Origin of the sequence: Vibrio sp. 1CM7H (assembly GCF_023161645.1) — a bacterium.
In the GTDB taxonomy this organism is placed as follows: domain Bacteria; phylum Pseudomonadota; class Gammaproteobacteria; order Enterobacterales; family Vibrionaceae; genus Vibrio; species Vibrio diabolicus.
This window is the reverse complement of the sequence record NZ_JALNTV010000001.1, coordinates 1,270,166-1,295,205: the sequence shown is the minus strand read 5'-3', so window position 1 is coordinate 1,295,205 and position 25,040 is coordinate 1,270,166. Positions and strand designations below refer to the sequence as shown.

The window sequence follows — 25,040 nt, the reverse complement described above, 5'->3', positions numbered from 1 at the left end:
TATCAATATGGATCAACAAGTTAAACAAGAGCGTTTGCAAGGTCGTTTAGGGCCAGAGATCAAAGAGTTTCGTCAGGAGCGTCGTACGCTTCAGCTTGCAACTGTCGATGCAGAAGGTCGCCCTAATGTAAGCTACGCGCCTTATGTCCAAAATCAGGAAGGCTACTTCGTACTCATTTCTAAAATCGCTCGTCATGCTCGTAACCTTCTAGAAAATTCAAACGTTTCTTTGATGATGATCGAAGATGAAGAATCTTCAAAGCAGTTGTTTGCTCGTAAGCGCTTAACTTTTGATGCGGTAGCAAATGTGGTTGAGCGAGACACAGAGATGTGGCAACAAGTTGTTGGACAAATGAAAGAGCGTTTTGGTGAGATTATTGATGGTCTCAGCCAACTAGAGGATTTCGTGTTGTTTAACTTGAAGCCAGAATCGGGACTGTTTGTTAAAGGCTTTGGTCAAGCGTATCAAGTCTCTGGCGACGATTTAGTAGATTTTGTTCACCTTCAAGAAGGTCACAAGAAAATCGAAAGTGCTTGATTGTAAACCAGTCATGTAAATATCGAACATTCGGAATAATGAACGCATAAAGGGAGTTAGGTTATACTGGCTCCCTTTTTTATATTGGAACAAAAGCATGAAGCCTGTGAGCAAGGAATTGAGCGAGATTTGCTATCCCTTTATTTACGAGGACAGTCCGGTTTGTGACTTTGAAATCACGGCAGATGAACTTTGTAGTCGTATTGGTTTAGTTCTCGCGATGGATCTGGACGAGTTTAGCCGCGATATACTGACAAGAATGCAGCCTAATGTTTATCACCTAAATGGTTCGGTTCGCGGAAAGCTAGCGATTACAGAAGCGGAAGTTGAAGAGCTAAAGGCAGATTATGAATTACTTAAGCAACGCATTGATGGTGGATTCAAAGGTTTCGTTCTACCTGGAGGGCACCCAGCATCCAGTCAATTGCATTTGTGCCGTTGCCAAGCTAAAAAAACGGTACGAGCATTAGTTGCGATCGAACATGCAGGTAAGAAACAACCTGCCCTTATTCTATTTCGTTACGCGAACTTATTGGCGAATGTACTTTATAGCTTGGCTTCTTATATTAATCACATCAATCAAGTCGAAGAGACAGAGTTTGTATCTCGTAGTTACTCGATGCCAAAGAAGTGACCTGAGAAACTAGCAGCTGCGAACATCAAAGCTTCTGCGCGAAAAAATGGCCGCAAAACACCATATTCGACACACCATGTTCGACAATTTGCTTTTTGGCTGTTTAGTTAAGAGTTAAGAGTTAAGAGTTAAGAAGCCATAGCTTTGGCTTCTAGTTCTTTTGCACCGCGCAGCATGGCTTCAATCAGCTCACCAGCATTGAACTTCTCAAGCGCCTCGTGTGCGCCAACTTGGTGAGCTCTGTCTACACAGATTTCGCTCGATAACGACGTATGCAAAATGCGGTATGAGTGATTAAGAGCGGAGTCATTTTGTACTTCGAATGCTAGCTCGTAGCCGTCAAGCCCTGGCATCTCAATATCACTGACCAAAATATCGATTGGTCGATGAGCCTCAGCCTCGCTTTTCATCAGCTCTAATGCGTCTAAACCATTTTTACAAATTTGGTATCCGATATTGATACTATCAAGAGCATCACACAGCTGTTTACGAGCGATGGAAGAGTCATCCACCAAAAGAATGCTTAATGCTTTTAGGCGCTCACGTTCAACATCTGTCAGCATCGGGATCTTTGAGTTTTCGTATTGCGGATAAATTTTGGAAAGTAGCAGTTCTACATCCAGCATCTGAACCGTTTTGTCTTCGTAGCGAGTAATACCTGTTACGAAAATATTTTTCCCAGCGCTCGCTGGTGGGGTTTCAATGGCTTTCCAATCGCATTCAATGATCTTCTCAATACTACGAACCATAAAGGCGACCACGGTTCGCAAACAGTCTGTCACGATCAAGTAGCAATTCTTGTATTCTTCTTCACTGATAGGACGAAAGCCGACAGCCGCTGACATGTCGATCACAGGCACTGTTAAGTTACGTATTGTAACGGTGCCAATGACGTGATGATGCGAGTAAGGGATCTTCGTGGTTGGCATATACGGAACGATTTCACGGACTTTTAGCGTGCCTATCGCGAAACTCTGTTGCAGGGTGAGTTTGAACATCAACATGCCCTGAGATTGATTCGCTTTACTAACGACTTTTGCCATGAAATAACCTTATAAATACCACCGAATTGTGTCTAATCTAATCTTATCAGACGAAGGCTTCAACCATCGGAGAGACAAATGTGAGCTTTTTAGACAATCTCTTAAAGAATAGTGATTAACTGAGCAAAACTTGGTTGTATTTTAATCTTGTTATGCCGGAAGTTTGATAGTCCCATGTATTTGAACCTTGAAGCCGCCTAGGTATAAACAAGAAATGTTTGGCGTGTTAAAAGGGATTGGGTACACTTGCGCGACCAGAATAGTGAGAGATAGATCAATGGCAAATACAGCAGCCGCATTACATATTCTTGTGAAGCACAAAGAGCAAGCAGAAGACATTATCAAGCAACTGAAAAAAGGCGCAAAGTTTCAGACACTAGCGAAGAAGTATTCCACTTGCCCGTCAGGCAAGCGCGGTGGTGATCTTGGTGAGTTCCGCCGTGGTCAAATGGTACCTCAGTTCGACAAAGTGTGCTTTTCTGGCGAGGTTCTGACGCCACATTTAGTTAAAACCAAGTTCGGTTGGCATGTTGTAAAGGTGCTTTATCGTATTCCCTAAACTTTGGTAAAATCCCCAACGCTAATAGCAACAAGGGGTTACTAATAATTAGGGTATAAGAAATGACCAAGATAGCGTACAGTTACACACGTTTATCGACGGAAAAGCAAATTAAAGGACACGGATTCACTCGCCAACGCGAAGCAATCGAAAAAGTATGTTGCCAACACGGATGGCAGCTTTCAGACCAAACCTTCAATGACCTCGGTGTTAGTGCTTGGAAAGGTGCTAACGCTACCACAGGTGCACTTTCTCAGTTTATCGACCTTGCGAAGAAAGGGGCTATCAGACCCAACTCAGTGTTAATAGTTGAGTCTGTAGATAGGCTGTCTCGTCAACAAGTCGATAAGTCATTACGTTTAATGCTGGAGCTATTGGAAGTCGGCGTGAGTATATTCACATTGTCTGACAGTAAGCTCTACACTACAAACTCTGACAGCGTAATGCTCGACCTAATGATGTGGCTTATGACCGCTCAGCGAGCACATGAAGAAAGTGAGATAAAATCTCTGCGTGTGCGTGCTGCAAAGAAGAAGAACAAAGAGCTTATACGTAAGGGGATAATCGTAACGCGTAAATGCCCCGAGTGGCTTACTGTAAGTGACGACAAGTCTTGTTTCTTAGTCAATAACGAAAGGGCAGAGATAGTTCGTAAGATATTTACATGGTACAGCCAAGGTTTTAGTACAAAGCCCATAGCGCTAAAACTCAATGAGCTTGGCATCCCTTACTGGGGGAGATCATCTACATGGTCGTATAGACATATCCGCTCACTTCTCAAACACCGAGGTGTTATTGGTGAAATTCAACTACTAAAACGCATTGATGGAAGGGATGTCGCTGATGGTGACCCTGTCGAGGACTATTACCCTGCAATTATTGATAGAGGGCTATGGGCGACTTGCCAACAGATTAAGTCGAGTAAGACAACTGCTAAGGGAAGAGTCGTCGAGCGCGGTATGGCAAACCTTTTTCGAGGTCTTCTTAAGTGTGAATGTGGCAGTGGTTTAGCCATAAACTCTTCAACAGTGAAAGGCAGAACGTATCGTTTCTTAAGATGCTCTCAGCTGAAGACGACGGGTTGTCAGGCTAAGAACTGGCACTACGAAAAAACAGAACGAATTTTACTTATTGCCTTGCGTCGTTTTTTGAGCTCCTTCAATGAAGAAGGTCATGAGTCGGCTGTGAAAGAAGCGGAGACAAAGTGCGCGTTGCTCCGTGAAGAGTTGATGGAGAAGCAACGCCAAGCTACTAAATTGCTGGAAATGCTATTGGAAAAAGATAGTGACCTTATGAGGGAGCGCTTTGATAGTATTGAAACACAAGTTAACTCTCTTAAAGATGCACTTAAGTTAGCAGATGAACGAGCTGAAGCTCTATCCTATGAAAAAGACATAGCGTTTGACAAAGTTGATAAACTGCAAAGTGTACTTGAAGAGATTGCTAATGATGACGATGCACGGCACAAAGCCAACGGGTTGCTTCGTCGTATGCTTGATACCATTACATTAGGTGCTGCACCAAATCCACGGTCTAGTGTATTTAAAGAATTTTCAGACAAAGAGTATCAAGGTCTGATGCTTATCAAGCGCAGAGATGGTCACGAGATAAAAGTTGAAGTTCTAAATGACTACAAGATGGCTATCGCTTGGGACGGTGATGATTTCACGGTCATTGAGTGTATGCCAATCCAACAATTTAAGAGCCAAACAAATCCTCAAAACGTTATTGCTATAAGTGGACAGTCTATAGACTTGTTGAATGACGACGGCTGGGTAAGCAGCTTTTAAACCCAAACAATTTTATGTGTAAATTTTGAGCGCGTATTAATATCTTTAGTATGCGCTCATTCCCCCCCATACCCCCCTCTTATCTACCAGTTATACTAATTCAGTTTCCCCATACGCTGTCTCGTAACTTAGTCGAGGCTCTCATCCAGTTTCTACTTGCTGTTTTTGCTTTTTATAAAAGTATTAAGTCTCAGGTAAGAGGTTAGTTCAAGATTTGTACAGGAATAATGATAAAGTGCTATATTATTCACTCTGTCGAATATAGGGAATGAGTCTATGAATGGACAATTAGCACTTCCGTCAGTACCACTAAAGCACCAAACAGAGGCGAATGGCTTTGAAATGGGAGTCATGAGTGACGGAACTCCATACCTCACTGCCAGTGGGTTGGCGTATATTTGTGGGACTGCGAGAAGTAACATCATCACACTTGTTAATGATTGGCAGAATCAGAGGTTGCACCCAAGAGGCAGGATTATTAGCCAAATCATAGAGCGTAATGGTGGCAATCCATCAAAGGACTTACATATACCGATTAAGGTTAGAGGGAAGACGCACCATGCTGTGCCTCATGATATATGTATGGCAGTCCTTGAATACTATGCTTTTGAAAGCCGTTCAGAAGCAGATGTTGCTAGAGACAACTTTCGTAATTTGGCGTCTCAATCGCTAAAAGAGTTTATTTACAAGAGAACTGGATACAAGGGAACTGGGGCGTTACCAAGGCATTTGGAAAGGTACACCAAAAATCGCGCTAAAATCCCCTACACACACTTTTCAATGTTAAATGAGATTACGCTTAATCTCATAGCTCCGCTTGAGGAGGCTGGCTACACTCTCCCAGAAAGCTTAGTACCGGACATATCTGAAGGTAGATTGTTTTGCGACTGGTTGAGAAAGAACAGAGGTGTTGAACCTAAAGAATTTCCAGACTATGAACATGAGTATCCAGACGGGCGGGTCGTTCAGGCGAGACTTTACCCAACTGAATATCTGGAAGATTTTAGGCGACATTTTCATGAGGTATGGCTCAACGAAAAAGCAGCTAAATATTTTGGTGACAGAGACACCGTGGCTTTAGAGTTTGTCTCAAATTTGGCTTTACCAGCGCCTAGATAGAGATAGTTTTGAGTGAAGAGATGTACTAGTAGCTTCTCTTTACTCTTTTACTTTATCTAAACCTTTCGCTTAGCAATTTTTAAGCATAATAAGTTAAAACTTAATCTGAGAATTTTCCAACTTTCTTCTGTAGGCAGTGCAGCACATAAGTGTTTTTCTATACAGGACTTCCGCAGGCTATCATACGCCTATTTCGGATGACTCCTTGTTTGTGTGTTATAGGTCATGCCCAAATGCATACACTCTAACGTTGTTATTTTTGTGTGCTTTAGGTGTTGACTTGTCGATATACATACAATAAGTTAAGCATACATCAACCTAAAGCACTCGTTCGAGGTATGACAATGACAACTCAATCCAATGACAGCAACTCAATGGTCTTTGCTTATGTCCGTGTGTCGACTAAGGAGCAGAATGTGGACAGCCAATTGAGTGACATCTCAAAGTTTTACCCTGATGCGGAGATTACGACAGAGAAAGTGTCGGGTACTGTGCCAGCTAAAGAGAGGGCAGGGCTATCGGTTCTTCTTGGTAAGCTACGTAAAGGAGATACTCTAGTCGTATGGTGGGTTGACCGTTTAGGGCGTGACTATCGAGACGCTGAATCGACTATACGTGAGCTTCTCGACAGGGGCGTGTGTATTAAGACTATCAACCAAGGTCTGACGTTCTCATACTCAAACAAAGATGATGACATGCAGAACATGGTCACTGACATCCAGATTACCATGCTCACGGCTATGGCTGCGGCAGAGCGTAAGAATCGCTTAGCGTCGGCTGAGGCTGGAAGACAAGCGCTTAAAGCTAACCCTGCGAAGTGGGCTGAGAAGTTCCAAGGACGCAAAGCTAATACCAAGCAGCATCAGCGTATCATTGAGTTGTTACTTGAGGGAAAGTCTATCCGTGGTGTCGCTCAGGAGCTTGGCTGTAATGCAAGTACCGTACAGAGAGTGAAGAAGAAGGCGATTGAAGCTGGCACCGTGTTCTAAGTGTCGGCTGATTGAACAATAAGTGCTCACTTAGCAAGCTCTTGCGTGACCATATTCAAGTTATTGCATTCACTAGTGACTACACATAACACAACCAAGTTGAGTTTCGGTATCTTTAGCTCACCTTAAGCACAAAGGAGCATTGATATGAACGACGTCTTAACTATTAAAGCCTCTAATCATCTTGATACTCAAACGCTGCTTACAACGCAAGACTCGCAGCTGCACCAAGAGGTGTGGGGGAACGTTAAAGCGTTAGTAGAGCTTGGTGTCTTTGAGGACGCTACAAATGGCATTGAGAATGTCTTAGCGCCTTACATGGCAGAGCTTAACGCCGAGCTTATCTAGGTCACTTGGGCGGGTGCAACGCCTGCCCTTGTCTGTTTTAGTTAGGTCAAACCATCGAGGTATCAACGCTCTCATCCCCTGCCTTTACGCTCTCTTTGAGTCTCAACGCAATGCCAATCGAATTACGACTGCCTATAGGGCGCAGCCCGATACGGTGAGGTTAGAAGCTGGTTTAACTAGGGAATGTCACACTAAAAGGGATGTAAGTGTTATTTAGATGTAAAGACGCTAAGTGACTGAAATTAAATTATTTCCCCTTTTTTGTGTTAATAATCTGTAATTACGACTGCCTATAAGAACAAACCCAATGCGGACTGTAGCCGCCAAACCACAGCAAGAAGTCACACATCAGAGTCACGCACTGAGTGGGCTTCAAGGCCATCACCTCGTAACCTCTCGGCTTCATAGAGAGTGAGTCTTAATGCCTTGGGCAAGCAGAGAGACAAAGAGCAATACATGCACCAGACGCAAAGCTTAAGAGTTCTCTTTAAGGGAAGCTTTAAGCTTGTAAGACGTGCTGGTGTAGGGCGTGGATACTTAAAGTCTGTCTTAAAGACGTGATTGTAGTTATTAACAATAACAATCACTTACTTAAAGCTAACTCTAAGCTTAACTTGAAGTAGCTCTCATAGATACTTTAAGCTCTGCGTCTTCTATCTATCACCTCATATCATTCCTTTCAGCCCGCTTTTAGTGGGAGTGTCATGACAACGGTAATCAATCATTTCAAATCCCCCACTGGAGAGTTCCTAGTAGCGTTTAGCTTGTCTTTAAGGTTCTTCTTTGAGCTAGCTATGGTTCTCTCTTTATGTTTTCTCTTTATATAGGTGCGGAAACTAAATAAACCATGAAATACATAAACTTAATGACATTTGACGATGAAACATGGCTTGACGTTGAAGGATATGAACTACCCGACTTTGCAAGTGATGACACTACAACGACATCTAGAAGCGCGACAGGACGACCAGCCAAAAGAGTATCGATACAATTGCCCCAAATGAATACGGACAAACCACCAGCTTGGCTTGATGATGTCGTCTCTGGTGTACTCAACTGCTACTTAGAGAGGAAGAGTACAAAAGGAAGTAGCGGCAAGAAGGCTTACGTGGATAAGTACAAGTTGATGGCCTTGCTACAGCAACATTCACGAGTGTACACGTCAAAGTCAATTCAAGAGCTACTTGGTGTCAAGGAAAGGCAGGCTCAGAAGTATATGGAAGTGCTTTCAACATTAAGCATCTTTGTTAACTCTAAGAATGAGGTGGTCAATCTATCTCAAGCTGCCTGATTGGCTCTCATCACTCCACAATTCACAAAAGGCCACCACAAGGTCTACTTCACTTCAAACCCAACGCTTAACCGCAAAGCCATGCTGTCAGCTAGTCACTACGAGTCTTTCGTTGGTGTAGTTGGCTATGTGGGGCTTTCGGTGTGGCTTTACGATTAAGGACTCAATATGAATACACAACTTCAAACGACACATCTATTACACAACGCTCAGCACCCACTAAGTATCTATTGCGATGGTTCAGCACCAGACAATCAGCACGGGTGTCTTCAAGGGGGTGTTGGTATCGCGGTTTACGACGCTCTTGGTCAATGCGCCTATGAGTACTCATCCTCGGTTCGCAGGACTGGCGGTGTCACCAGCCAAAGGGCTGAGCTTCTGGCTCTCATCATTGCCTTACTTGTAGCAGGTGAGGGGGATAATGTCTTTAGTGACAGTCAGTACTGTGTGCGGGGCTTCAATGAATGGCTTGATAGCTGGAGGCGTAACGCTTGGCGCAACTCAAGCAAGAAGCCTGTCGCTAATCAGGACTTATGGATGCTGATAGATGAGCTTAAAGCTATTCGCCCATATGTTACTGTCGAGCACATAGCTGGACATTCAGGTATCAAAGGCAATGAACATTCAGACCGCTTAGCCCGTAAGGCTGTGAGCAACAGTCAAATGCTTTTATAAAATAGGTATGTAGAAGGCGCACAGCGACATGCAGCGCTTTCTATTTTTCTATATCCTTAACCCTTTTGAGGTTACAGGTTTTTCTCACAAAGTTTCAATAAGTTTTTGACGTTGATATAAACAACTGTACCAATACTGTGTGAGTTGGAAAGCAAGAATATTCATATAGGTACTTAGATATTTTCCATGATGTTTCTTAGTTTATTTCTTAATTCATATACGCTGTATGGAGGGGTTCGCCGATGAAGCATAGCGTGACAATTTGGACATACCGGTACTAAGTCTTTCACTGGATCTACCTTATATTTCTTACCTATCTCACTCATAGGAGTAATATGATGTACATGGATAAAATCTTCACCGATTGAGCCATAAGTATTCTTAAAATTAATGTCACAAACCTTACAAGAAAGACCATGATGGGCGATACAAGCTGCTCTAGCTTTGGGGTTTCGCTCAAAGCGATTTACTTTAACCTGCATAGTTGCTCCTTCAAAGTAAGATTCCAACTGTTCAGGGTAAAGCTCCCTAGTTAACACTACTTGTTCTATAAACTTTGCGTATTTCTTCAGAGCCTTAAAGCAATCGTTAGCTTCGTTGTCTGACAGTTTAGAGTAAAGGTAGAGCTTAAAGTCGAAAATAACGCCTACATCGAGTTCATAAATATCAACAACGACATTTTGTCTGAAGCAGTTATTAACGTCCTGAAGTCTCTTTACATACATCTGAGCGTCTTCATTTGTTAGTTTGATACGATTGCTATGAGTCAGATACTTGATGAACTCATCACAGAAAGGTATGTGGAGTTTGTCTGTTATTTTTTCCATCTTTATACTTGTAATCTCTCAATGTAAAGAGGCTTAGCCTCTGAGGGGATATCTATTTCACTTTCAACAATGAATCAATCGATTTAAGAGTGTTAATGATGTCACTAGTATTTTGCTCAACGTTAAACTCCTTTTCATCCCTGTAATCCCATTTGGCGTTAATTATAGATTTGTAGACCTCGACTTGGGTACTGACCTTTTCATATTGCCTGTTAGAAATAATACATTGAAGTCCATGTATAGCATTTATGTCTAAGTAGACATTATGGGGTTTATGTAGAGCCTTTGATATATTGTGCTTAACTGGAATAACAACATTGTTGTACTCTTTTCTTGTATCGCGCCATAGATTGAACCTATGCGAAAGAAGACCACCGACCAATACACCAATTAAGCCACTAGAGATTGCTGTTAGAACTTGACTCACTGCATACCCTCACTTTCTAAAACGATTAATAGGTTCTCATTTATATGATTTATTAACAATTAGTTATAAGTGATGATTGTCATACAATGTCATTTAGACTAGAGAACTAGTACCCGTAGTCTATCATTTTTAGCTCAACCCCGTGTTTGTTGAACAATTATACTTAAGAACATAACTCGCTTTGTTTTCTTGTAACGAGTGTATTCAACGATGAACAACTTTGGGTAATTGACTCAAGTATTAAGGTGCTTTACAGAACATAAGGCTTGGTATCTACCTAAACATTGTCAGATGAAACCCACAAGCCTTAAATATCATCTGTACGGCCTCTTTTCGCCAATCACTACCATTATGACATGGCAGATACATTCTGATCTGCCATGCTCAACCAAACGCTAATCTTTCCAAACTAGAAACTCATTTATATGTAGTTAACTTGGCTTTTCTCATAAGTCGTTATCCTATTTGAAGCTTTGTATGAGAATACGTTTGCTGGTTGTATCAGTTATCCATGCTATTCCTTGCTGGAGAACTCTGGTTCATGTTCGGGCGCTTGCTCAATGACAGCCTCAGCGTGTATTAGATGAGCCTTGGGTGATCACTTGGCTATCGGCGAACATCAGTAAGTTTCAAATCTTACGCTTTGCCTTGCTGATTGGTTGTGCGGGGTGGGCGTTAATGCGCGATCCTTACACCATCCACTTTACTCGCCTTGAATTGCGTTTGGTGCCGACGCCGTTGGTCGAGATCTGCTTGCTCCTGTAGGCGGCGGTATGATGTCGACGATCAAAATGGGCATCATCGCAACGTTCCTAAGTTTGGTGATTAGTTTGCTGCTCGGCTTCGTGACTCGTTATAGCCGAGGCTTAATTGAGATCACCAAAGGTGTGCCATACATTGTGGCGGGTCTGCTGACCGCTGGTCTAACGGGGATGAACCCAAACAGTGCCTTGATTGCGATTGTTATGGTGTCGTGGGCACCATTAGCGGCGCCCTGCGCGAGCTTGTTAATGGAAGCCAAAGCGCAGCCTTATACGCATCTTGCGCCCATTTGGGGAACCAGTCAGTGGCGAGTACTCCGTTACTACTTGTTGCCTTATGTGCTGCCGCCATTGATTCGTCACGCGTTTCTGCGTTTGCCGTACATTACGATCAGCCTGACTTCTCTGAGTTTTATCGGACTAGGCGTTAAGCCGCCAGAACCCGAGCGGGGTTTATTGATTGCAGAGAATCTGCCTTACATAGAGCGCTCGCCATTAGGTGTCTTGCTGCCAATCTCAGGCTTAGTTTTGATGGCAATTGCGGTGAATTTGATTTTTGATGACAAGTGACGAGCAGCGATAAAGCGAAGTGAGCGTCCATATCCAGATGTAATCAGTAATTTGGTAATTTAGAAAACAAAAGGATGTGTTTTCTGCCAGAAAGTACACAGTAAGGTCTATGTATATTGGAAGCACCTATAGATTAACGAGTATAAAAGTGACGCGAACTCAGGTGTTTAGGTAGTGTTACTCTTTATAAACACGTAATCCTTTATCCGTTAATTCTTGTGTGACCACTTCTGATAGGTTTCGATCGGTAATAATTCCGTCCAATTGCTCGATGTCTAATGCATGAAAGCTCGCTATCTGACCGTATTTAGTTGAGTCTGAGATCAGATAGTTGGTTTGTGCCGCCTTGATGATCGCTTTTTTTACGAGAACTTTATTTTCATTAGGTGTTGATAAGCCCTTCAAGCTCCAAGAAGAAGTCGAAATAAAGGCGATATCAATATTTAGCCCGTTCAAGAACTCTGCGACTTTTCCACCAATGGTAGATTGGTTTTCGCGGTCAATTTTTCCTCCTGTGTGGTAAAGCTCACATTCACTGTGCGTCATAAGGAAAGCAGCAATAGAGAAGTCATTGGTGATCACTAAAAGATCATTACGATTTGCTATTTGATGGGCGATTTCTAGAGAGGTTGTTCCCGCATCCAAGTAAATAGTAGCGTCTTGGCCAATTAACGTAGCCGCCAGCTTACCAATTTGAATCTTTTCATCCGCTTGTTGCTCGACCTTCGCATCATGGGAAAGTTCTGAATGTAGAGCTTGAGCGAGTTGCACTCCACCAGAAACAGAAACGACTTTACCTGAGGATTCAAGCTTCACGATATCACGACGAATGGTCATATGTGATACGCCAAGGTGGTCGGTTAAATCTGAAATGCTTAACACTTCTTGATGTGATAACAGGGATAATATGGTTCTTTGACGTTCTGCTGGGATCATAATTTCACTTCTATATTCTTGTTTTTCAGTATCCTACCAATCTTTTTATTTTTTGTGAATATCTGTGAATTATGTTCTCAACGTTGTAAGAACAGCCTTCGCTTGTGTTAACTGCTCGGAATGTCTCTTCCCATAAAGAGGTATATATCACGACATTGTTAATTTATGTGAAAAAATGTGATTCAAAGCGAAGTCTTAGTATTAGTCTTCACATATAATCACATCAACCAAACAAGAATTAACAAAGTTTAATAGACCAGAAGGCATTGTTTTTATGAGTGAAGTTCAATCTGTAGGTGTTATCGGTTTAGGCTCTATGGGAATGGGCGCCGCAAAGTCATGTGTGCGTGCAGGCCTAGATGTATATGGTTGCGATTTAAATTCTCAAGCGCTTGAAGAGCTAGGTTCATTCGGTGCAAAAGCTGTTTCTACAAATGCAGTTGAGTTTGCAGATAAGCTTGATTCGGTTCTAGTTCTTGTTGTGAACGCAGCTCAAGTTAACACGGTCTTGTTCAAAACCGGTCTTGCTACAGCGCTTAAGCCGAATACGCCAGTAATGGTTTCAGCAACCATCTCAGCAGAAGACGCAAAACAAATTGAAGCGAAATTGGCAGAACACAACCTTGTGATGCTTGATGCACCGGTATCTGGTGGTGCTGCAAAAGCAGAATCAGGTGAGATGACTATTATGGCGTCGGGAGCGCAAAGCACATTTGATGCACTTGAACCAGTACTCAACGCAACGGCAGCTAAGGTCTACAACATCGGTGAAGCGATTGGCCTAGGCGCAACTGTGAAGATTATCCACCAATTGCTAGCAGGTGTTCATATCGCAGCTGGTGCTGAAGCAATGGCATTAGCGGCACGTGCAAACATTCCTCTTGACCTGATGTACGACGTGGTGACGAATGCAGCGGGTAACTCTTGGATGTTTGAGAACCGCATGAAGCATGTAGTTGATGGTGACTACTCCCCTAAATCTATGGTCGACATCTTTGTGAAAGATCTAAACCTCGTATCGGACACAGCAAAAGATCTCAAATTTCCACTTCCTCTATCAAGCACAGCACTAAACATGTTTTTGAGTGCAAGCAATGCTGGTTTTGGCCAGGAAGACGACAGTGCCGTTATCAAGATTTTTGATGGTATTGAGCTTCCAGGTGTAGAAAACAAACAGAAGTAAGCGCACGTAAAACGGAGAAAAAATGATGTTATTAGGCGTTATCGCAGACGACTTTACTGGCGCAACAGACATCGCAGGTTTTCTTGTAGAAAACGGCATGCGCACAGTTCAGCTTAACGGTATTCCAAAAGAAGAGATTGATGTAAACGCAGATGCGGTCGTGATCAGTCTTAAATCTCGCTCCTGTCCTGTAGATGAGGCAATCGAGGATTCAGTAGCTGCGCTTAAGTGGCTGCAAGCAAATGGCTGTCAGCAGTTTTACTTCAAGTACTGCTCAACGTTTGACAGCACAGCAGAAGGTAACATTGGTCCTGTAACGGATGCACTGCTTGCAGAGCTAGGTGAAGCGTTCACCATTGTATGCCCATCATTACCAGTGAATGGTCGCACAGTTTACAACGGCCATCTATTTGTATTCCAAGACTTGCTAAGCGACTCAGGTATGCGTAATCACCCTGTGACACCAATGACTGATTCAAGCCTAGTTCGTATGATGGATGCTCAATCTCAAGGCAAATCTGGCCTGGTGAACTTCCAAATAATTGAACAAGGTCCAAAAGCGGTAATTGAGCGCTTTGAAGAGCTAAAAGTACAAGGCAACCGCTATGCAGTGGTTGATGCATTCAATGCAGAGCATCTTGTCACACTTGGCCAAGCGGCGAAGTCTCTAAAACTGGTAACTGGTGGTTCTGGTTTGGCTGCGGGTATTGCTAAGAACTGGATAGAGAACCTTGAAGATCAAAGTGATGCGAAGCAAGAGGGGAACCCTAAAAAGGCACCAACCGTTGTGTTATCTGGATCTTGTTCTGTCATGACCAACCAACAGGTCGCTGTTTACAAAGAAAAAGCGCCACACTTTGCTATTGATGTGAAGGCGTGTCTGACGGAAGAAGATTACTCAAATCAAGTGTTTGATTGGGTCATGACCAACATCGAAAGCGAGTTCGCACCACTGGTTTACGCAACCGCAGATGCAGCGGCGTTAAAAGCGATTCAACAAGAGTTTGGCGCGCATGCTTCAAGTCACGCGGTTGAACAATTCTTTAGCCAACTTGCAATCAAACTTCAGCAGCACGGTGTGAAAAATTTCATCGTTGCGGGTGGGGAAACCTCAGGGGTTGTAACCCAAAGCCTAGCCGTAAAAGGTTTTCATATCGGTCCTCAAATCGCACCAGGTGTACCTTGGGTGAAGTCACTTGAAGGCGAGCTTTCTTTGGCTCTGAAATCGGGCAACTTCGGCGATGAACACTTCTTTGCCAAAGCACAGTCGTTTTTTGAATAGGTGAGGTTGTGATGAATAAAGAATTGATGACAGAACAACAACTGCGAGAGCAAATGGTCACTATGGCGCGCTCTATGTTTGAACGTGGCTATGCGACTGGCGGCGCTGGCAACCTTTCTCTAAAACTGCATAATGGACACTTTCTGGCAACGCCAACTGGTTCTTCGTTCGGCCGCTTGATTGCTGAAGAGCTTTCGGTTGTGGATATTGATGGCAACCATATCTCTGGTGAAAAGCCATCAAAAGAAGTGGCTTTTCATCTGGCGATTTATCGAAATAACTCAAAGTGTAATGCGATTGTGCATCTGCATTCTACTTACTTGACGGCGCTTTCTTGTCTTGAAGGTTTAGATCGCGAGAATGCCATCAAAGCTTTCACACCTTACTTTGTAATGCGCATTGGCGAACTGCCAGTGATTCCGTACCTGCGCCCGGGCGACCCTCAGATTGCTGAAGAACTTGCGCAGCGGGCTAGTGACTACCGAGCTTTCCTCCTGGCGAACCATGGTCCAGTGATCACGGGTACGGACTTTGAAGATGCAGTGGATAACGCAGAAGAGCTAGAAGAGACAGCGAAGCTAGCGTTCATTCTTAAAGACAGCAACATCCGCTACTTAACGGATACTGAGATTCAAGACCTAAAAGGGAGAGGTAAGTAATGGCTAAATTCGCGGCAAATCTGACAATGTTATTCACAGAAGTTCCTTTTCTAGATCGTTTCGAAAAAGCACACCAAGCGGGCTTCAAAGCGGTGGAATACCTTTTCCCATACGCATTCGAAGCGCAAAAACTAGCAAGCAAGATACAGCAGTTTGGTTTTGAGCAAGCGTTATTCAACATGCCTCCAGGTGATTGGGATGCAGGTGAACGAGGTTTTGCAGCTATTCCGGGGCGTGAGGATGAATTTAAAACGAGCGTCGAGACTGCTCTGATGTACGCCAAGGCACTGAACTGTAAAAAGGTTCACGCTATGTCTGGCATTGTTGATTCTCGCTTCACTCGTGATCAGCATATTGAAACCTTTATCTCAAACATTCGTTATGCAGCGGATAAGTTTGCCGAACAAGGTGTTGAGCTGATGATTGAGCCACTCAACAATCGCGATGTACCGAACTACTTTGTTGCACATCAACGTGAAGCGGTGGAACTCATCAAACAAGTGGCTCGTCCAAACGTGAAATTGCAGCTCGATCTCTATCACGCACAAATTATGGACGGTGATCTGAGTACGTTGATTCGCGATGTGGCGCCATACACAGGCCATATTCAAATTGCTTCTGTGCCTGAAAGGCACGAACCATCGGAAGGCGAACTGAATTACCCACACCTATTCAATGTTTTGGATGACTCTGGTTACCAAGGCTGGATCGGTTGTGAATACAACCCAAGGCATAGCACGCAGCTGGGCCTTAGTTGGGTTAAACCATACCTATAACAATTTTAATTTCTATCCATAAATAACTTGAAACTAATTACAAAAACAAAGGGTCGTGACTATGAATATTATCATAACTGGAGGGGCGGGTTTTCTCGGAACCCTACTTGCCAAATCACTACTAAAAGAAAACAAAGCTGAAAGTATTACTATTGTCGACATTCAAAAGTCGCGCTTAGAGGGCATTGATGACCGAGTCGTTTCTTTAGTCATGGATATGACAAAGCGAGAAAATATAGACCAAGTTATTACTGCCGAAACGACACACATTTTTCATTTAGCGGCAATTGTATCGAGCCATGCTGAGCAAGATTTTGATTTAGGCGTAGCTGTAAACCTGACGACCACACAGTTATTGCTTGAGCGTTGCCGTAAAGTAAACCCTAATATTCGTTTTACGTTTGCTTCATCTTTAGCTGTATTTGGTGGTGAACTTCCGGAAACGATTACACCAATAACAGCACTTCATCCTCAGTCATCCTACGGGACGCAAAAAGCTATAGGTGAGTTATTGGTTAACGACTATGCCCGTAAAGGCTTTGTTAAAGCTGTATCCGTACGTTTACCGACTATTTGTATTCGCCCTGGGAAACCAAACCTTGCCGCTAGCTCTTTCGTAAGCGGAATTATTCGTGAGCCTTTGAATGCTCAAGAATCAAATTGTCCTGTAGACCCTACGCTAAAACTTTGGATATCGAGCCCGTCTAGAGTGGTGGACAATATTCAATATGCAGGGCTAATGCCTTATGAGCAGTTAAATAATCTGTCCTATAGAACGCTTAATTTACCTGGTATTCAAACTACACCAGCTGAGATGATTCAAACAATGGACACTGTAATGGGTAAACAACTTTCTAATTATATTACCTATGAGCATGATGCGGGTATTGATCGTATTGTGAGTAGTTGGCCACAAAAAATTGATTGTACTAAAGAACTGGAGCTTGGATTTAAAGCAGACAGTAATTTCAAGGATGTATTACAACAATTTATTTCTGTTAACAATATGGAGATTGTCTAATGTTACCAACCTCAGTAATTGGACTAATAGTAGCAGTATCAGTCCTTGTTTTTCTTGTATTACGTACAAAAGTACATGTGTTAATTGCGATGTTAATTGCGGCATGTATCGCAGGTATTATTGGTGGGTTAAGTGTTGACGACACGATTGCGACCGTTAGCAAAGGATTTGGTGGAACATTAGGCGGTATAGGGATTGTCATCGGTCTCGGCGTTATGATGGGGGCTATTTTAGAGGCTTCTGGAGCAGGAGAAAGTATTGCCTATAATTTTATAAAGTGGTTAGGAAAAAAGAAAGAAGAGGCCGCTCTTGCTGTAACTGGCTATATTGTTAGCATCCCAATCTTTGTGGATAGCGCGCTTATCATTCTTTATCCAATTGCGAAGTCTTTGTCAAAAACGTCCAATCGCTCGATTTTAACGCTTACGGTTGCTCTGGCGGGCGGCTTGGTCGTAGCGCATCACGCTATTCCGCCGACTCCTGGGCCTTTGGGCGTTGCTGGTATCTTTGGTGTCGATCTTGCCAGCATGTTAGGTTTTGGTTTGATGATCGCTGCGCCTTGTGTCATGGGTATTGTTTGGTATGCAAGATGGTTAGAAAAGCAGTTTCCTGAATTCATTCCAACCGAACATTTCTCGAAGTCTAGTGAGCAACTGATTAATGATCACAAAGAGTACATTGCAAGTAAAGAAGCGAAAGGCCTACCATCTTTAAGTAAATCTATCGCTCCAATTATTATCCCTATTTTACTTATACTTGCGAAATCAGTGATGGGTTTATTAGAGGGGACTTTCGGTTTCGAAGGGCTGACTGCAACAACATTTGGTCAATTTATCGCTTTTATCGGCAGCCCTACTATTGCACTATCAATAGCGACGTTATTAGCGGTTTACACATTGGGTAATAACCTTACCAAAGAAGAAGCGAATGAAAAGATGGAACAAGGAATCTCCACTTGTGGCATCATTTTGTTAGTAACAGGAGCTGGTGGCGCGTTAGGTGCCGTATTGCGTGAAACGGGTGCGGGCGCAGAGATTGCTAACCAAGTTGCAGGGCTTCCTATTTCTGCGGTTATGATTCCATTTATTATTGCGACGTTAGTTCGTATTATTCAGGGCTCTGGTACAGTCTCCATGATAACCGCTGCTTCTATATCTGCCCCAGTTTTAGTGAATATTCCTGATGTTAACCTTTTATTCGCAGCGACGGCAGCTACGATGGGATCTCTATTTGCTGGCTACTTTAATGACTCGTTATTCCATATTGTTAATCGACTAATGGGGGTGACTGAGGTTAAGAAACAACTCATTATTTGGACTATTCCAACAACAATTGCTTGGGCTATTGGTGGTTCATTAGTCATGATTCTTAACTTATTCTTCGGATCTCATGGTTCAATCTTTGATCCCGTGTTACCACTTGCTGTACTTTTGGGGTGTATTGCATTTACAAAATCTTACAGCGCTAAGCACGTCGAATTACAAGAAGTATAAAAGTTTACTTGTACTCTTCCATAAAGTCAAAACCTATCACAATATGTATTTTTAGCAGATAGTTTAGGGATTTTTAATAATATGAACGGCCCTATGTTTGGGCCGTTTTAGTTCTGATAACTAAACTATTTAACTTGAACTGATATAGTTTCTTTCAACCTAATCGATATGAAATGGAATCTCTATTTCCCGTTTAGTTAACGATTACATATAAAGGATCTATTCGAGTTTAACCCTAGTGACTTTACTCTAGCGAAGTAGGGTTACTTTATATAAGAGTCCAGTACTTTCAATACGACTTCCATATCTTTTTCACGTTGAGTTTTGTCTTCCTCAAGTACAACGTGCTCAAGTAAGTGACCTTTAATTACTTCTTTCATTAAGCCATTTACAGCCCCTCGAATTGCAGCGATTTGTTGCAACACATCTTGGCACTCATGTTCTTCTTCCAGCATTTTTTTAAGACCATTCACCTGACCCTGTATTTTGCTGACACGGGTATTGAGCTTCTTTTGATCTCTGGTTGTATGGGACATGACTTATCTTCTTTAAGTTACTGACTGCGAGATTCTAACTGATAATGTAGCACTCATCTTATACTGGGGGGTAGTATTAAATACTAGGGGGGAGTATAGTTTGGGGCAACTTTAGAAGAGCATATTGAGAATAACAATGGATTTTGTCGCATTATTACAACAAGGTAACGGATGGTTTTTTATACCCAGCGCCATTTTATTAGGAGCGTTACATGGATTAGAGCCAGGACATTCAAAAACGATGATGGCGGCGTTTATTGTGGCCGTAAAAGGAACAGTGAAGCAGGCGGTGATGTTGGGGCTGGCTGCAGCGCTTTCCCATACGGCGATCGTATGGATAATTGCTGCGGGTGGGATGTATATAAGCCAAAGATTTACTGCAGAAGCTGCGGAGCCATGGATGCAGCTTATCTCTGGGGTAATTATCGTTTCGACGGGTTTATGGATGTTCTGGAGAACGTGGAGCGATGAGCGAGCTTGGCACAAAGCTCATAAGCAAGCTCGAGACTGGAGAACGCAAGTTGTCGATACTGGTCATGGGCATCTATCGCTTTCTATCGTAGAAGAAGGGCATCACTGCCGTTTTCAGTTACGCACACTTAACGGTAAGCCTTTAACGGCTGAAAACGTTAAACTAGTGCTACCTAACGCAATCAGGCAGCCTTCTGATATTTATCACTTTATTGAGCGCGATGGCTATTTGGAATCCGCCTCCTGTATTGAAGCCTCTGATGATTTTTTCGTCACGTTGATGGTCGGGCACCATGATCACACCCACGATTTCGAGGTGCATTTTCATGCGGATTCCCACTCGGAAGGTGAGAATAAAGAGTACCAAGACGCTCATGAGCGTGCTCACGCTCTAGATATTCAAAAGCGCTTTGGCGATCGAGATGTTACCAATGGACAAATACTTCTGTTTGGTTTGACTGGTGGGTTAATACCATGCCCGGCGGCGGTCACTGTTTTACTCATTTGTTTGCAACTTAAGGCCATGACACTTGGTGCAACCTTGGTGGTGTCGTTCAGTATTGGTCTAGCGTTAACTTTAGTTGCGGTTGGTGTTGTCGCGGCAGTGGGCGTTCAAAAAGCAACATCGAAGTGGAGTGGTTTGAACGATGTGGCTCGTCGTGCACCTTATCTATCGGGGATCTTGATTAGTGCCGTTGGTATGTATATGGGCATGCACGGGTTTACGACGTTAATGAGCTAAGCTCTGTTGTAATTATTACGTCGCTTTTTGTTTATTAAAGGTAGCTCTTTCATGTTGTGGATGATTACTAAGTACGCGTTAACCGCAGGAATAGTGGTGCTGATATCTGAAGTTGCCAAGAGAAGTGATAAAGCGGGAGCGCTGATTGCCGCGCTCCCGACGGTCACTATTTTAGCTTTGATTTGGATGTATATTGAAGGTCAAGGTCAGGAAAAGCTCGCGAACCACGCGTTTTATACTTTTTGGTATGTACTGCCTACATTGCCGATGTTTCTAGTTTTTCCTTTCTTACTGAGCTGATACTCATTTTGGTTCTCTTTGGGAATTTGCGCCATTATTTCAATCGTTTGTTTCTTCATTGTGACCATCGTTATCAAAGAGTTTGGAATAGAATTAACTTAGTTGAGCAAAGGAGAATTGTAAGAATATAGGTCGAAGCGTTCGCTTATTTATATTTTCAAGGCTCTAACTAGAACTCTTTTTTAACTCTCGATGCTAGTGTGGCCGCTTACTTGAAGTTAGCGATTGCTCTCTTGTCTTTCAGCCAAACCTCGTAGAAATGTGACGTTTTGAAGACTTTTCTTCCTTCATTCTAAAGTTATCGGTAATCAGGCAGATACAGTGGCTACAAAGTTACGTCTAGCTTTGCCAGACAGGCTAAAAATACAGTTTGTGTTGGTTATAAGAGGCGAAAGGCTTAACGCTCTGTCGTGAGCATCACATTGAATTGTACCGAGACAATTAAAATGAAAAGAATCATCTTATTAGCCGTTTGCGCCATGTTTGGTATTGCTGTCGTGGCAAGTATGGCATCAACGTACCTAATTTCGAGTCAGAAAATCGATGACATCATCTTAAACAAATCCCAAGTTCAAGCTGAGTTTTTAGCAGGAAATGCAAGTTATATTTTGGAGAACTCAGCCAACCCAATGCAAGACTTACAATCGCTCGTTGAGGATTTGAAACAACGTTCAGACGTAAGCTATGCAGTCGTAATTGATCGCAATGTGACGGCGGTTGCTCACAGTGATAAGCAAAAGCTAAATAAAACCTACAATGATAACTACACCGTTGAAGGTGCAACCAAGGGTGTACAACAGTATTCAAAGTGGTATGCCGACGTCCAGAAAGTGTGGGTGTTTGATATCATGGCGCCGATCTACGTGAATGGTCAGTTGTACGGTACGTTTGATATTGGTATTCCTATTACAGAAGTAAGCCAAGCGACGAATGGAATTATTACTTCCCAACTGATTTCCATGGTGGTGATCTTCGTTCTGTGTGTTTTGGCTCTATCGCTGCTACTCAACAAACTGATGCGACCGCTCTCTGCGCTTAAGGAGGCGTTGCAAGACATCTCGAAAGGTGACGGAGACTTAACGGTTCGTTTACAAGCAAAAGGTAATGACGAAGTCGCACAAATTTCTTCGGCGTTCAACGTGTTTGTTGGCAAGGTACATGAAATCATTACACAAGTTGTAAATACTGGTGTGGATCTGAATGGTTCCGCTGTCGCGCTGCGTGGACAATCTCAACAAGCGCTTGCAAGAGGGCAGGAGCAGAATGAGCAAACCATGCTGGTTGTCACGTCTATGAACGAAATGATCGCGACCGTCAACGAAATCGCGTCAAATGCTGCTGGTGCAGCAAGTGCTGCGAGCACGGCAAGTAATGAGACTCAAGATGGCTACAAGACGCTAGAACGCACTAAGACGGCGATGACGAATCTTGAAAACGAGATGAACAGTACTTCCAATATTATCGTAAGTCTTGCGGACAACACTCAGTCGATTGGTAGTATTCTCGAAGTCATTAGAGGGATCTCTGAGCAAACGAATCTATTGGCGTTAAATGCCGCTATTGAAGCAGCGCGCGCCGGTGATGCCGGACGAGGTTTCGCCGTAGTGGCAGACGAGGTTCGTAATCTTGCAACTAAAACGGCTCAGTCCACTGATGAAATTGACAACATGATCCATCAGTTGCAAACCGAAGCCCAAAGTGCGGTTAATTCAATGAGTAATAGTAGAACCCTAATTGAAGAAGGCACTGCAGAAACGGAGCTCGCTCGACAAGCACTAGAGGCTATTGCAGATCAAGTGACCACCATTTTGGATATCAATACTCAGGTGGCAACGGCAACAGAACAGCAATCGACGGTAGCAAATGAAATTAACATGAATATGGATACCGTCAGTCACTCCGTGAAAAACGCGCTAACGGCGAGTGAGCAATTGGAAGAATCAAGTCAACAACTTGCGGAATTATCGAGAACTCTCGATCGTCACGTAGGAGCGTTTAGAATTTAAACGCCAACGGAAATCCTTTTGCAAAAGCCAGTAAATCTCGATTGCTGGCTTTTTTATTTGAGAAAATCGAATGTCGATTTGCTCTACCATGCCAGTTTTTATAGTTATTGGGATAAATGATTAGTGATTAACTAGACGTTAAGTTTCACGAGTTGTTTTAAGTGCTCAACAAACATAGAGATTTTCTTGGCTAAGTGTTTTCTAGAAGAGTAAAACGCATAAAGCACTAAATCTTCAGGTTCGTATTCTAGAGGGATGACTTCAAGCTTGCCGCTCTCGATCTCGTCTTTGCATGACTCTATTGGAAGTATTGCGTATCCAAGCCCTGATAACGCGCCAGATTTAGCGAGATGGCCACTGTTTACTTTGAACGATGATTGTACTGTTTGCGTAATATGACCTCCGTCGGGATTTTTAAACACCCAGGGAGCGCCATTTACTGCAGTAAGTGTCGTGATACAGGGAACATGATTTAAATCCGTAATTTTGTAAGGGCTGGCGTACTTATTAAGCAGTTGAGGCGCAGCCAAAATAGCACTGGGCCAGCGTTTGATTTCCCTTGCCACCCAATTGCTGTCAGACAAAGTCCCTCTATGAAAACTTAAAATGACATCAAAGCTATCAATAACATCATCTTTAGGGTTTAGCGTTGTATCGCAAGACAAAGAGATTGACGGGTATTGCGTGCAAAAGGTGACAACCGCTTTGGCCAGTACAGGTGTGTCTGGCATAAGAATACGTAGCTCTCCCGTTACGGTGTGCGAGTGGCGAGTCACGGTTTCTAGCGCGTTGTTGAGTTGTTCTAATAGTGGACGAGTGCTGCTATAGAGTTCTTCTCCAGCCTCGGTAGGCGTCATTCGCCTTGTCGTTCTATTGAACAACCTGATGTTTAACTTTTCTTCAAGCAGGGCAATATGTCGGCTGACATTCGATGTTGGTATATTCAAACACTCAGCGGCTCGCTTAAAGCTGTTGTTTTCATACACACAGTGAAAACTTTTTAACCAGATTTGGTCGACGTCATCAAACATTCTATTGTCCCACTTTATTGGATTATCAAGCCAGCATATTGCACTTTATCCTCAGACTGAGTTGCATACAATTTTATTTAACAGTCAGAGCGGGCAAACGATGCAGATGTCGTGCTACGAGGTGATCAATAATGAGGTACTCATGAGTTGGCTAGAAAGGTTATTTGAGAATAAGAATATAATAGGTTCGCGCAAAGCGTCTATTCCAGAGGGCGTTTGGACAAAATGCCCTGAATGTGAACAAATACTTTATCGCGCGGCATTAAAAGAGAATTTGGAAGTATGTCCTAGGTGCTCTCATCACATGAGAATGGCTGCACGTCAAAGGTTGAACACTTTTCTGGATCATGGAACACAGCAAGAGTTGGCAAGTGAGTTGGAACCGCAGGATATTTTGGGTTTTAAAGACTTAAAGCGATATAAAGAGCGAATTGCCATCGCGCAGAAAACGACTGGAGAAAAAGATGCCTTGGTTGTGATGCAGGGGAAGTTGCTAGGCTTGCCTGTTGTAGCTTGTGCGTTTGAATTCTCTTTCATGGCTGGGTCGATGGGGGCGGTGGTTGGCGAGAAATTTGTCCGCGCCGTTGAAACTGCGATTAATACAAAATCTGGGCTAGTGTGTTTTTCTGCTTGCGGAGGGGCGCGCATGCAAGAGTCTTTGGTAGCACTAATGCAAATGTCAAAAACCAGCGCCGCGTTAAACTACTTATCTGAGCACAGATTACCCTATATCTCAGTATTGACGGACCAAACTTATGGTGGCGTCTCGGCGAGTTTAGCCATGTTGGGAGACATCAATATTGGTGAGCCTAAAGCAAGCATCGGCTTTGCGGGAAGGCGTGTTATTGAACAAACGGTACGTGAAAAGCTACCAGACGAGTTTCAAAGAAGTGAGTTTTTATTGGCACATGGTGCATTAGATATGATTGTAGACAGACGTGAAATGCGTGATCGCGTTGGCGGCTTATTGGCTAAGTTAACCAACGCGAGGGTGGTCTCAGAATAGGTTGTATTAAAGTTAGACTTAGTACTT

23 protein-coding genes and 2 pseudogenes are annotated in these 25,040 nt (G+C 43.1%); 20 read left to right on the top strand and 5 right to left on the bottom strand.

Annotated elements, in window-relative coordinates; all coding sequences use genetic code 11:
- Nucleotides 1-7 precede the first annotated feature (7 nt).
- Nucleotides 8-538 (top strand): heme utilization protein HutZ, encoded by a 531-nt coding sequence (gene hutZ, locus MSG33_RS05650; RefSeq protein WP_248380190.1) that lies wholly within the window; start codon nt 8-10, stop codon nt 536-538.
- A 97-nt stretch (nt 539-635) separates the two neighbouring features.
- Entirely contained in the window at nt 636-1,172 is a 537-nt protein-coding gene (locus MSG33_RS05645) for an ATP:cob(I)alamin adenosyltransferase (RefSeq protein ID WP_176319683.1), read from the top strand.
- A gap of 128 nt (nt 1,173-1,300) precedes the next feature.
- Here MSG33_RS05645 and MSG33_RS05640 read toward each other — a convergent pair whose 3' ends face one another.
- Nucleotides 1,301-2,215 carry a chemotaxis protein gene (locus tag MSG33_RS05640; RefSeq protein WP_005392519.1) on the bottom strand — a complete coding sequence of 305 codons (915 nt, stop codon included), beginning with the start codon at nt 2,213-2,215 and terminating at the stop codon, nt 1,301-1,303.
- A 214-nt stretch (nt 2,216-2,429) separates the two neighbouring features.
- Between MSG33_RS05640 and ppiC the strand changes: the two genes are divergently transcribed.
- From ppiC to MSG33_RS05605, 7 genes are all read left to right on the top strand, one after another.
- Nucleotides 2,430-2,774, top strand: coding sequence for a peptidylprolyl isomerase PpiC (gene ppiC / locus MSG33_RS05635; RefSeq protein WP_258629022.1), 345 nt, complete (start codon nt 2,430-2,432; stop codon nt 2,772-2,774).
- Nucleotides 2,775-2,836: 62 nt separating this feature from the next.
- Nucleotides 2,837-4,564: a recombinase family protein gene (locus MSG33_RS05630; RefSeq protein WP_248380188.1), complete on the top strand. Its 1,728-nt coding sequence runs from the start codon at nt 2,837-2,839 to the stop codon at nt 4,562-4,564.
- A gap of 276 nt (nt 4,565-4,840) precedes the next feature.
- Nucleotides 4,841-5,683, top strand: coding sequence for a hypothetical protein (locus tag MSG33_RS05625; RefSeq protein ID WP_203506003.1), 843 nt, complete (start codon nt 4,841-4,843; stop codon nt 5,681-5,683).
- A gap of 344 nt (nt 5,684-6,027) precedes the next feature.
- Complete coding sequence (locus tag MSG33_RS05620) at nt 6,028-6,672, top strand: recombinase family protein (protein WP_213895283.1); 645 nt, start codon at nt 6,028-6,030, stop codon at nt 6,670-6,672.
- A 147-nt stretch (nt 6,673-6,819) separates the two neighbouring features.
- A complete protein-coding gene (locus MSG33_RS05615; RefSeq protein ID WP_213895284.1) occupies nt 6,820-7,020 on the top strand; it encodes a hypothetical protein in 201 nt (66 codons plus the stop codon).
- A gap of 847 nt (nt 7,021-7,867) precedes the next feature.
- Nucleotides 7,868-8,311, top strand: a complete 444-nt coding sequence (locus MSG33_RS05610; RefSeq protein ID WP_213895285.1) for a hypothetical protein — start codon at nt 7,868-7,870, stop codon at nt 8,309-8,311.
- Between the two features lie 168 nt (nt 8,312-8,479).
- The gene (locus MSG33_RS05605; RefSeq protein WP_213895286.1) at nt 8,480-8,986 is read left to right on the top strand and encodes an RNase H family protein; all 507 of its coding nucleotides are present in this window, start codon (nt 8,480-8,482) and stop codon (nt 8,984-8,986) included.
- Between the two features lie 173 nt (nt 8,987-9,159).
- On the opposite strand, the gene MSG33_RS05600 is transcribed toward MSG33_RS05605, so the two are convergent.
- On the bottom strand, nt 9,160-9,813 hold the full coding sequence (locus MSG33_RS05600) for an HNH endonuclease (protein WP_203505992.1): 654 nt from the start codon (nt 9,811-9,813) through the stop codon (nt 9,160-9,162).
- 971 nt (nt 9,814-10,784) lie between these two features.
- Between MSG33_RS05600 and MSG33_RS05595 the strand changes: the two are divergent.
- Nucleotides 10,785-11,571, top strand: a pseudogene (locus MSG33_RS05595) (ABC transporter permease subunit); the annotation flags it as partial.
- 177 nt (nt 11,572-11,748) lie between these two features.
- Here MSG33_RS05595 and MSG33_RS05590 read toward each other — a convergent pair.
- A complete protein-coding gene (locus tag MSG33_RS05590; protein WP_005375354.1) occupies nt 11,749-12,507 on the bottom strand; it encodes a DeoR/GlpR family DNA-binding transcription regulator in 759 nt (252 codons plus the stop codon).
- Nucleotides 12,508-12,781: 274 nt separating this feature from the next.
- Between MSG33_RS05590 and ltnD the strand changes: the two genes are divergently transcribed.
- From ltnD to MSG33_RS05560, 6 genes are all read left to right on the top strand, one after another.
- Nucleotides 12,782-13,690 (top strand): L-threonate dehydrogenase, encoded by a 909-nt coding sequence (ltnD, locus tag MSG33_RS05585; protein WP_248380186.1) that lies wholly within the window; start codon nt 12,782-12,784, stop codon nt 13,688-13,690.
- A gap of 25 nt (nt 13,691-13,715) precedes the next feature.
- Nucleotides 13,716-14,972: a 3-oxo-tetronate kinase gene (gene otnK, locus MSG33_RS05580; protein WP_048625565.1), complete on the top strand. Its 1,257-nt coding sequence runs from the start codon at nt 13,716-13,718 to the stop codon at nt 14,970-14,972.
- An 11-nt stretch (nt 14,973-14,983) separates the two neighbouring features.
- Nucleotides 14,984-15,631 carry an aldolase gene (locus tag MSG33_RS05575; protein WP_248380184.1) on the top strand — a complete coding sequence of 216 codons (648 nt, stop codon included), beginning with the start codon at nt 14,984-14,986 and terminating at the stop codon, nt 15,629-15,631.
- Nucleotides 15,631-16,407, top strand: a complete 777-nt coding sequence (otnI, locus tag MSG33_RS05570) for a 2-oxo-tetronate isomerase (protein ID WP_017635261.1) — start codon at nt 15,631-15,633, stop codon at nt 16,405-16,407. The genes MSG33_RS05575 and otnI overlap by 1 nt, the downstream gene beginning before the upstream one ends.
- A 61-nt stretch (nt 16,408-16,468) precedes the next feature.
- Entirely contained in the window at nt 16,469-17,428 is a 960-nt protein-coding gene (gene denD, locus MSG33_RS05565; RefSeq protein ID WP_176319682.1) for a D-erythronate dehydrogenase, read from the top strand.
- Nucleotides 17,428-18,921 carry an SLC13 family permease gene (locus MSG33_RS05560; protein WP_248380183.1) on the top strand — a complete coding sequence of 498 codons (1,494 nt, stop codon included), beginning with the start codon at nt 17,428-17,430 and terminating at the stop codon, nt 18,919-18,921. Before denD ends, MSG33_RS05560 begins: the two co-directional genes overlap by 1 nt.
- A gap of 263 nt (nt 18,922-19,184) precedes the next feature.
- On the opposite strand, the gene rcnR is transcribed toward MSG33_RS05560, so the two are convergent.
- The gene (gene rcnR / locus MSG33_RS05555; RefSeq protein ID WP_085344497.1) at nt 19,185-19,457 is read right to left on the bottom strand and encodes a Ni(II)/Co(II)-binding transcriptional repressor RcnR; all 273 of its coding nucleotides are present in this window, start codon (nt 19,455-19,457) and stop codon (nt 19,185-19,187) included.
- A gap of 136 nt (nt 19,458-19,593) precedes the next feature.
- Between rcnR and MSG33_RS05550 the strand changes: the two genes are divergently transcribed.
- The 3 genes and pseudogenes from MSG33_RS05550 to MSG33_RS05540 all read left to right on the top strand — a co-directional run bounded on the left by MSG33_RS05550 (nt 19,594) and on the right by MSG33_RS05540 (nt 22,976).
- Nucleotides 19,594-20,670 carry a nickel/cobalt efflux protein RcnA gene (locus tag MSG33_RS05550; RefSeq protein ID WP_248380181.1) on the top strand — a complete coding sequence of 359 codons (1,077 nt, stop codon included), beginning with the start codon at nt 19,594-19,596 and terminating at the stop codon, nt 20,668-20,670.
- A 51-nt stretch (nt 20,671-20,721) separates the two neighbouring features.
- Nucleotides 20,722-21,072: pseudogene (locus MSG33_RS05545) on the top strand (DUF3147 family protein).
- Nucleotides 21,073-21,416: 344 nt separating this feature from the next.
- Nucleotides 21,417-22,976, top strand: coding sequence for a methyl-accepting chemotaxis protein (locus MSG33_RS05540; RefSeq protein ID WP_248380179.1), 1,560 nt, complete (start codon nt 21,417-21,419; stop codon nt 22,974-22,976).
- A gap of 131 nt (nt 22,977-23,107) precedes the next feature.
- Here MSG33_RS05540 and MSG33_RS05535 read toward each other — a convergent pair whose 3' ends face one another.
- Nucleotides 23,108-24,007, bottom strand: coding sequence for a LysR family transcriptional regulator (locus MSG33_RS05535; protein ID WP_248380178.1), 900 nt, complete (start codon nt 24,005-24,007; stop codon nt 23,108-23,110).
- A gap of 142 nt (nt 24,008-24,149) precedes the next feature.
- On the opposite strand from MSG33_RS05535, the gene accD reads away from it, so the two are divergent.
- Nucleotides 24,150-25,013, top strand: coding sequence for an acetyl-CoA carboxylase, carboxyltransferase subunit beta (accD, locus tag MSG33_RS05530; protein ID WP_104973033.1), 864 nt, complete (start codon nt 24,150-24,152; stop codon nt 25,011-25,013).
- The last annotated feature ends 27 nt before the right edge of the window (nt 25,014-25,040 follow it).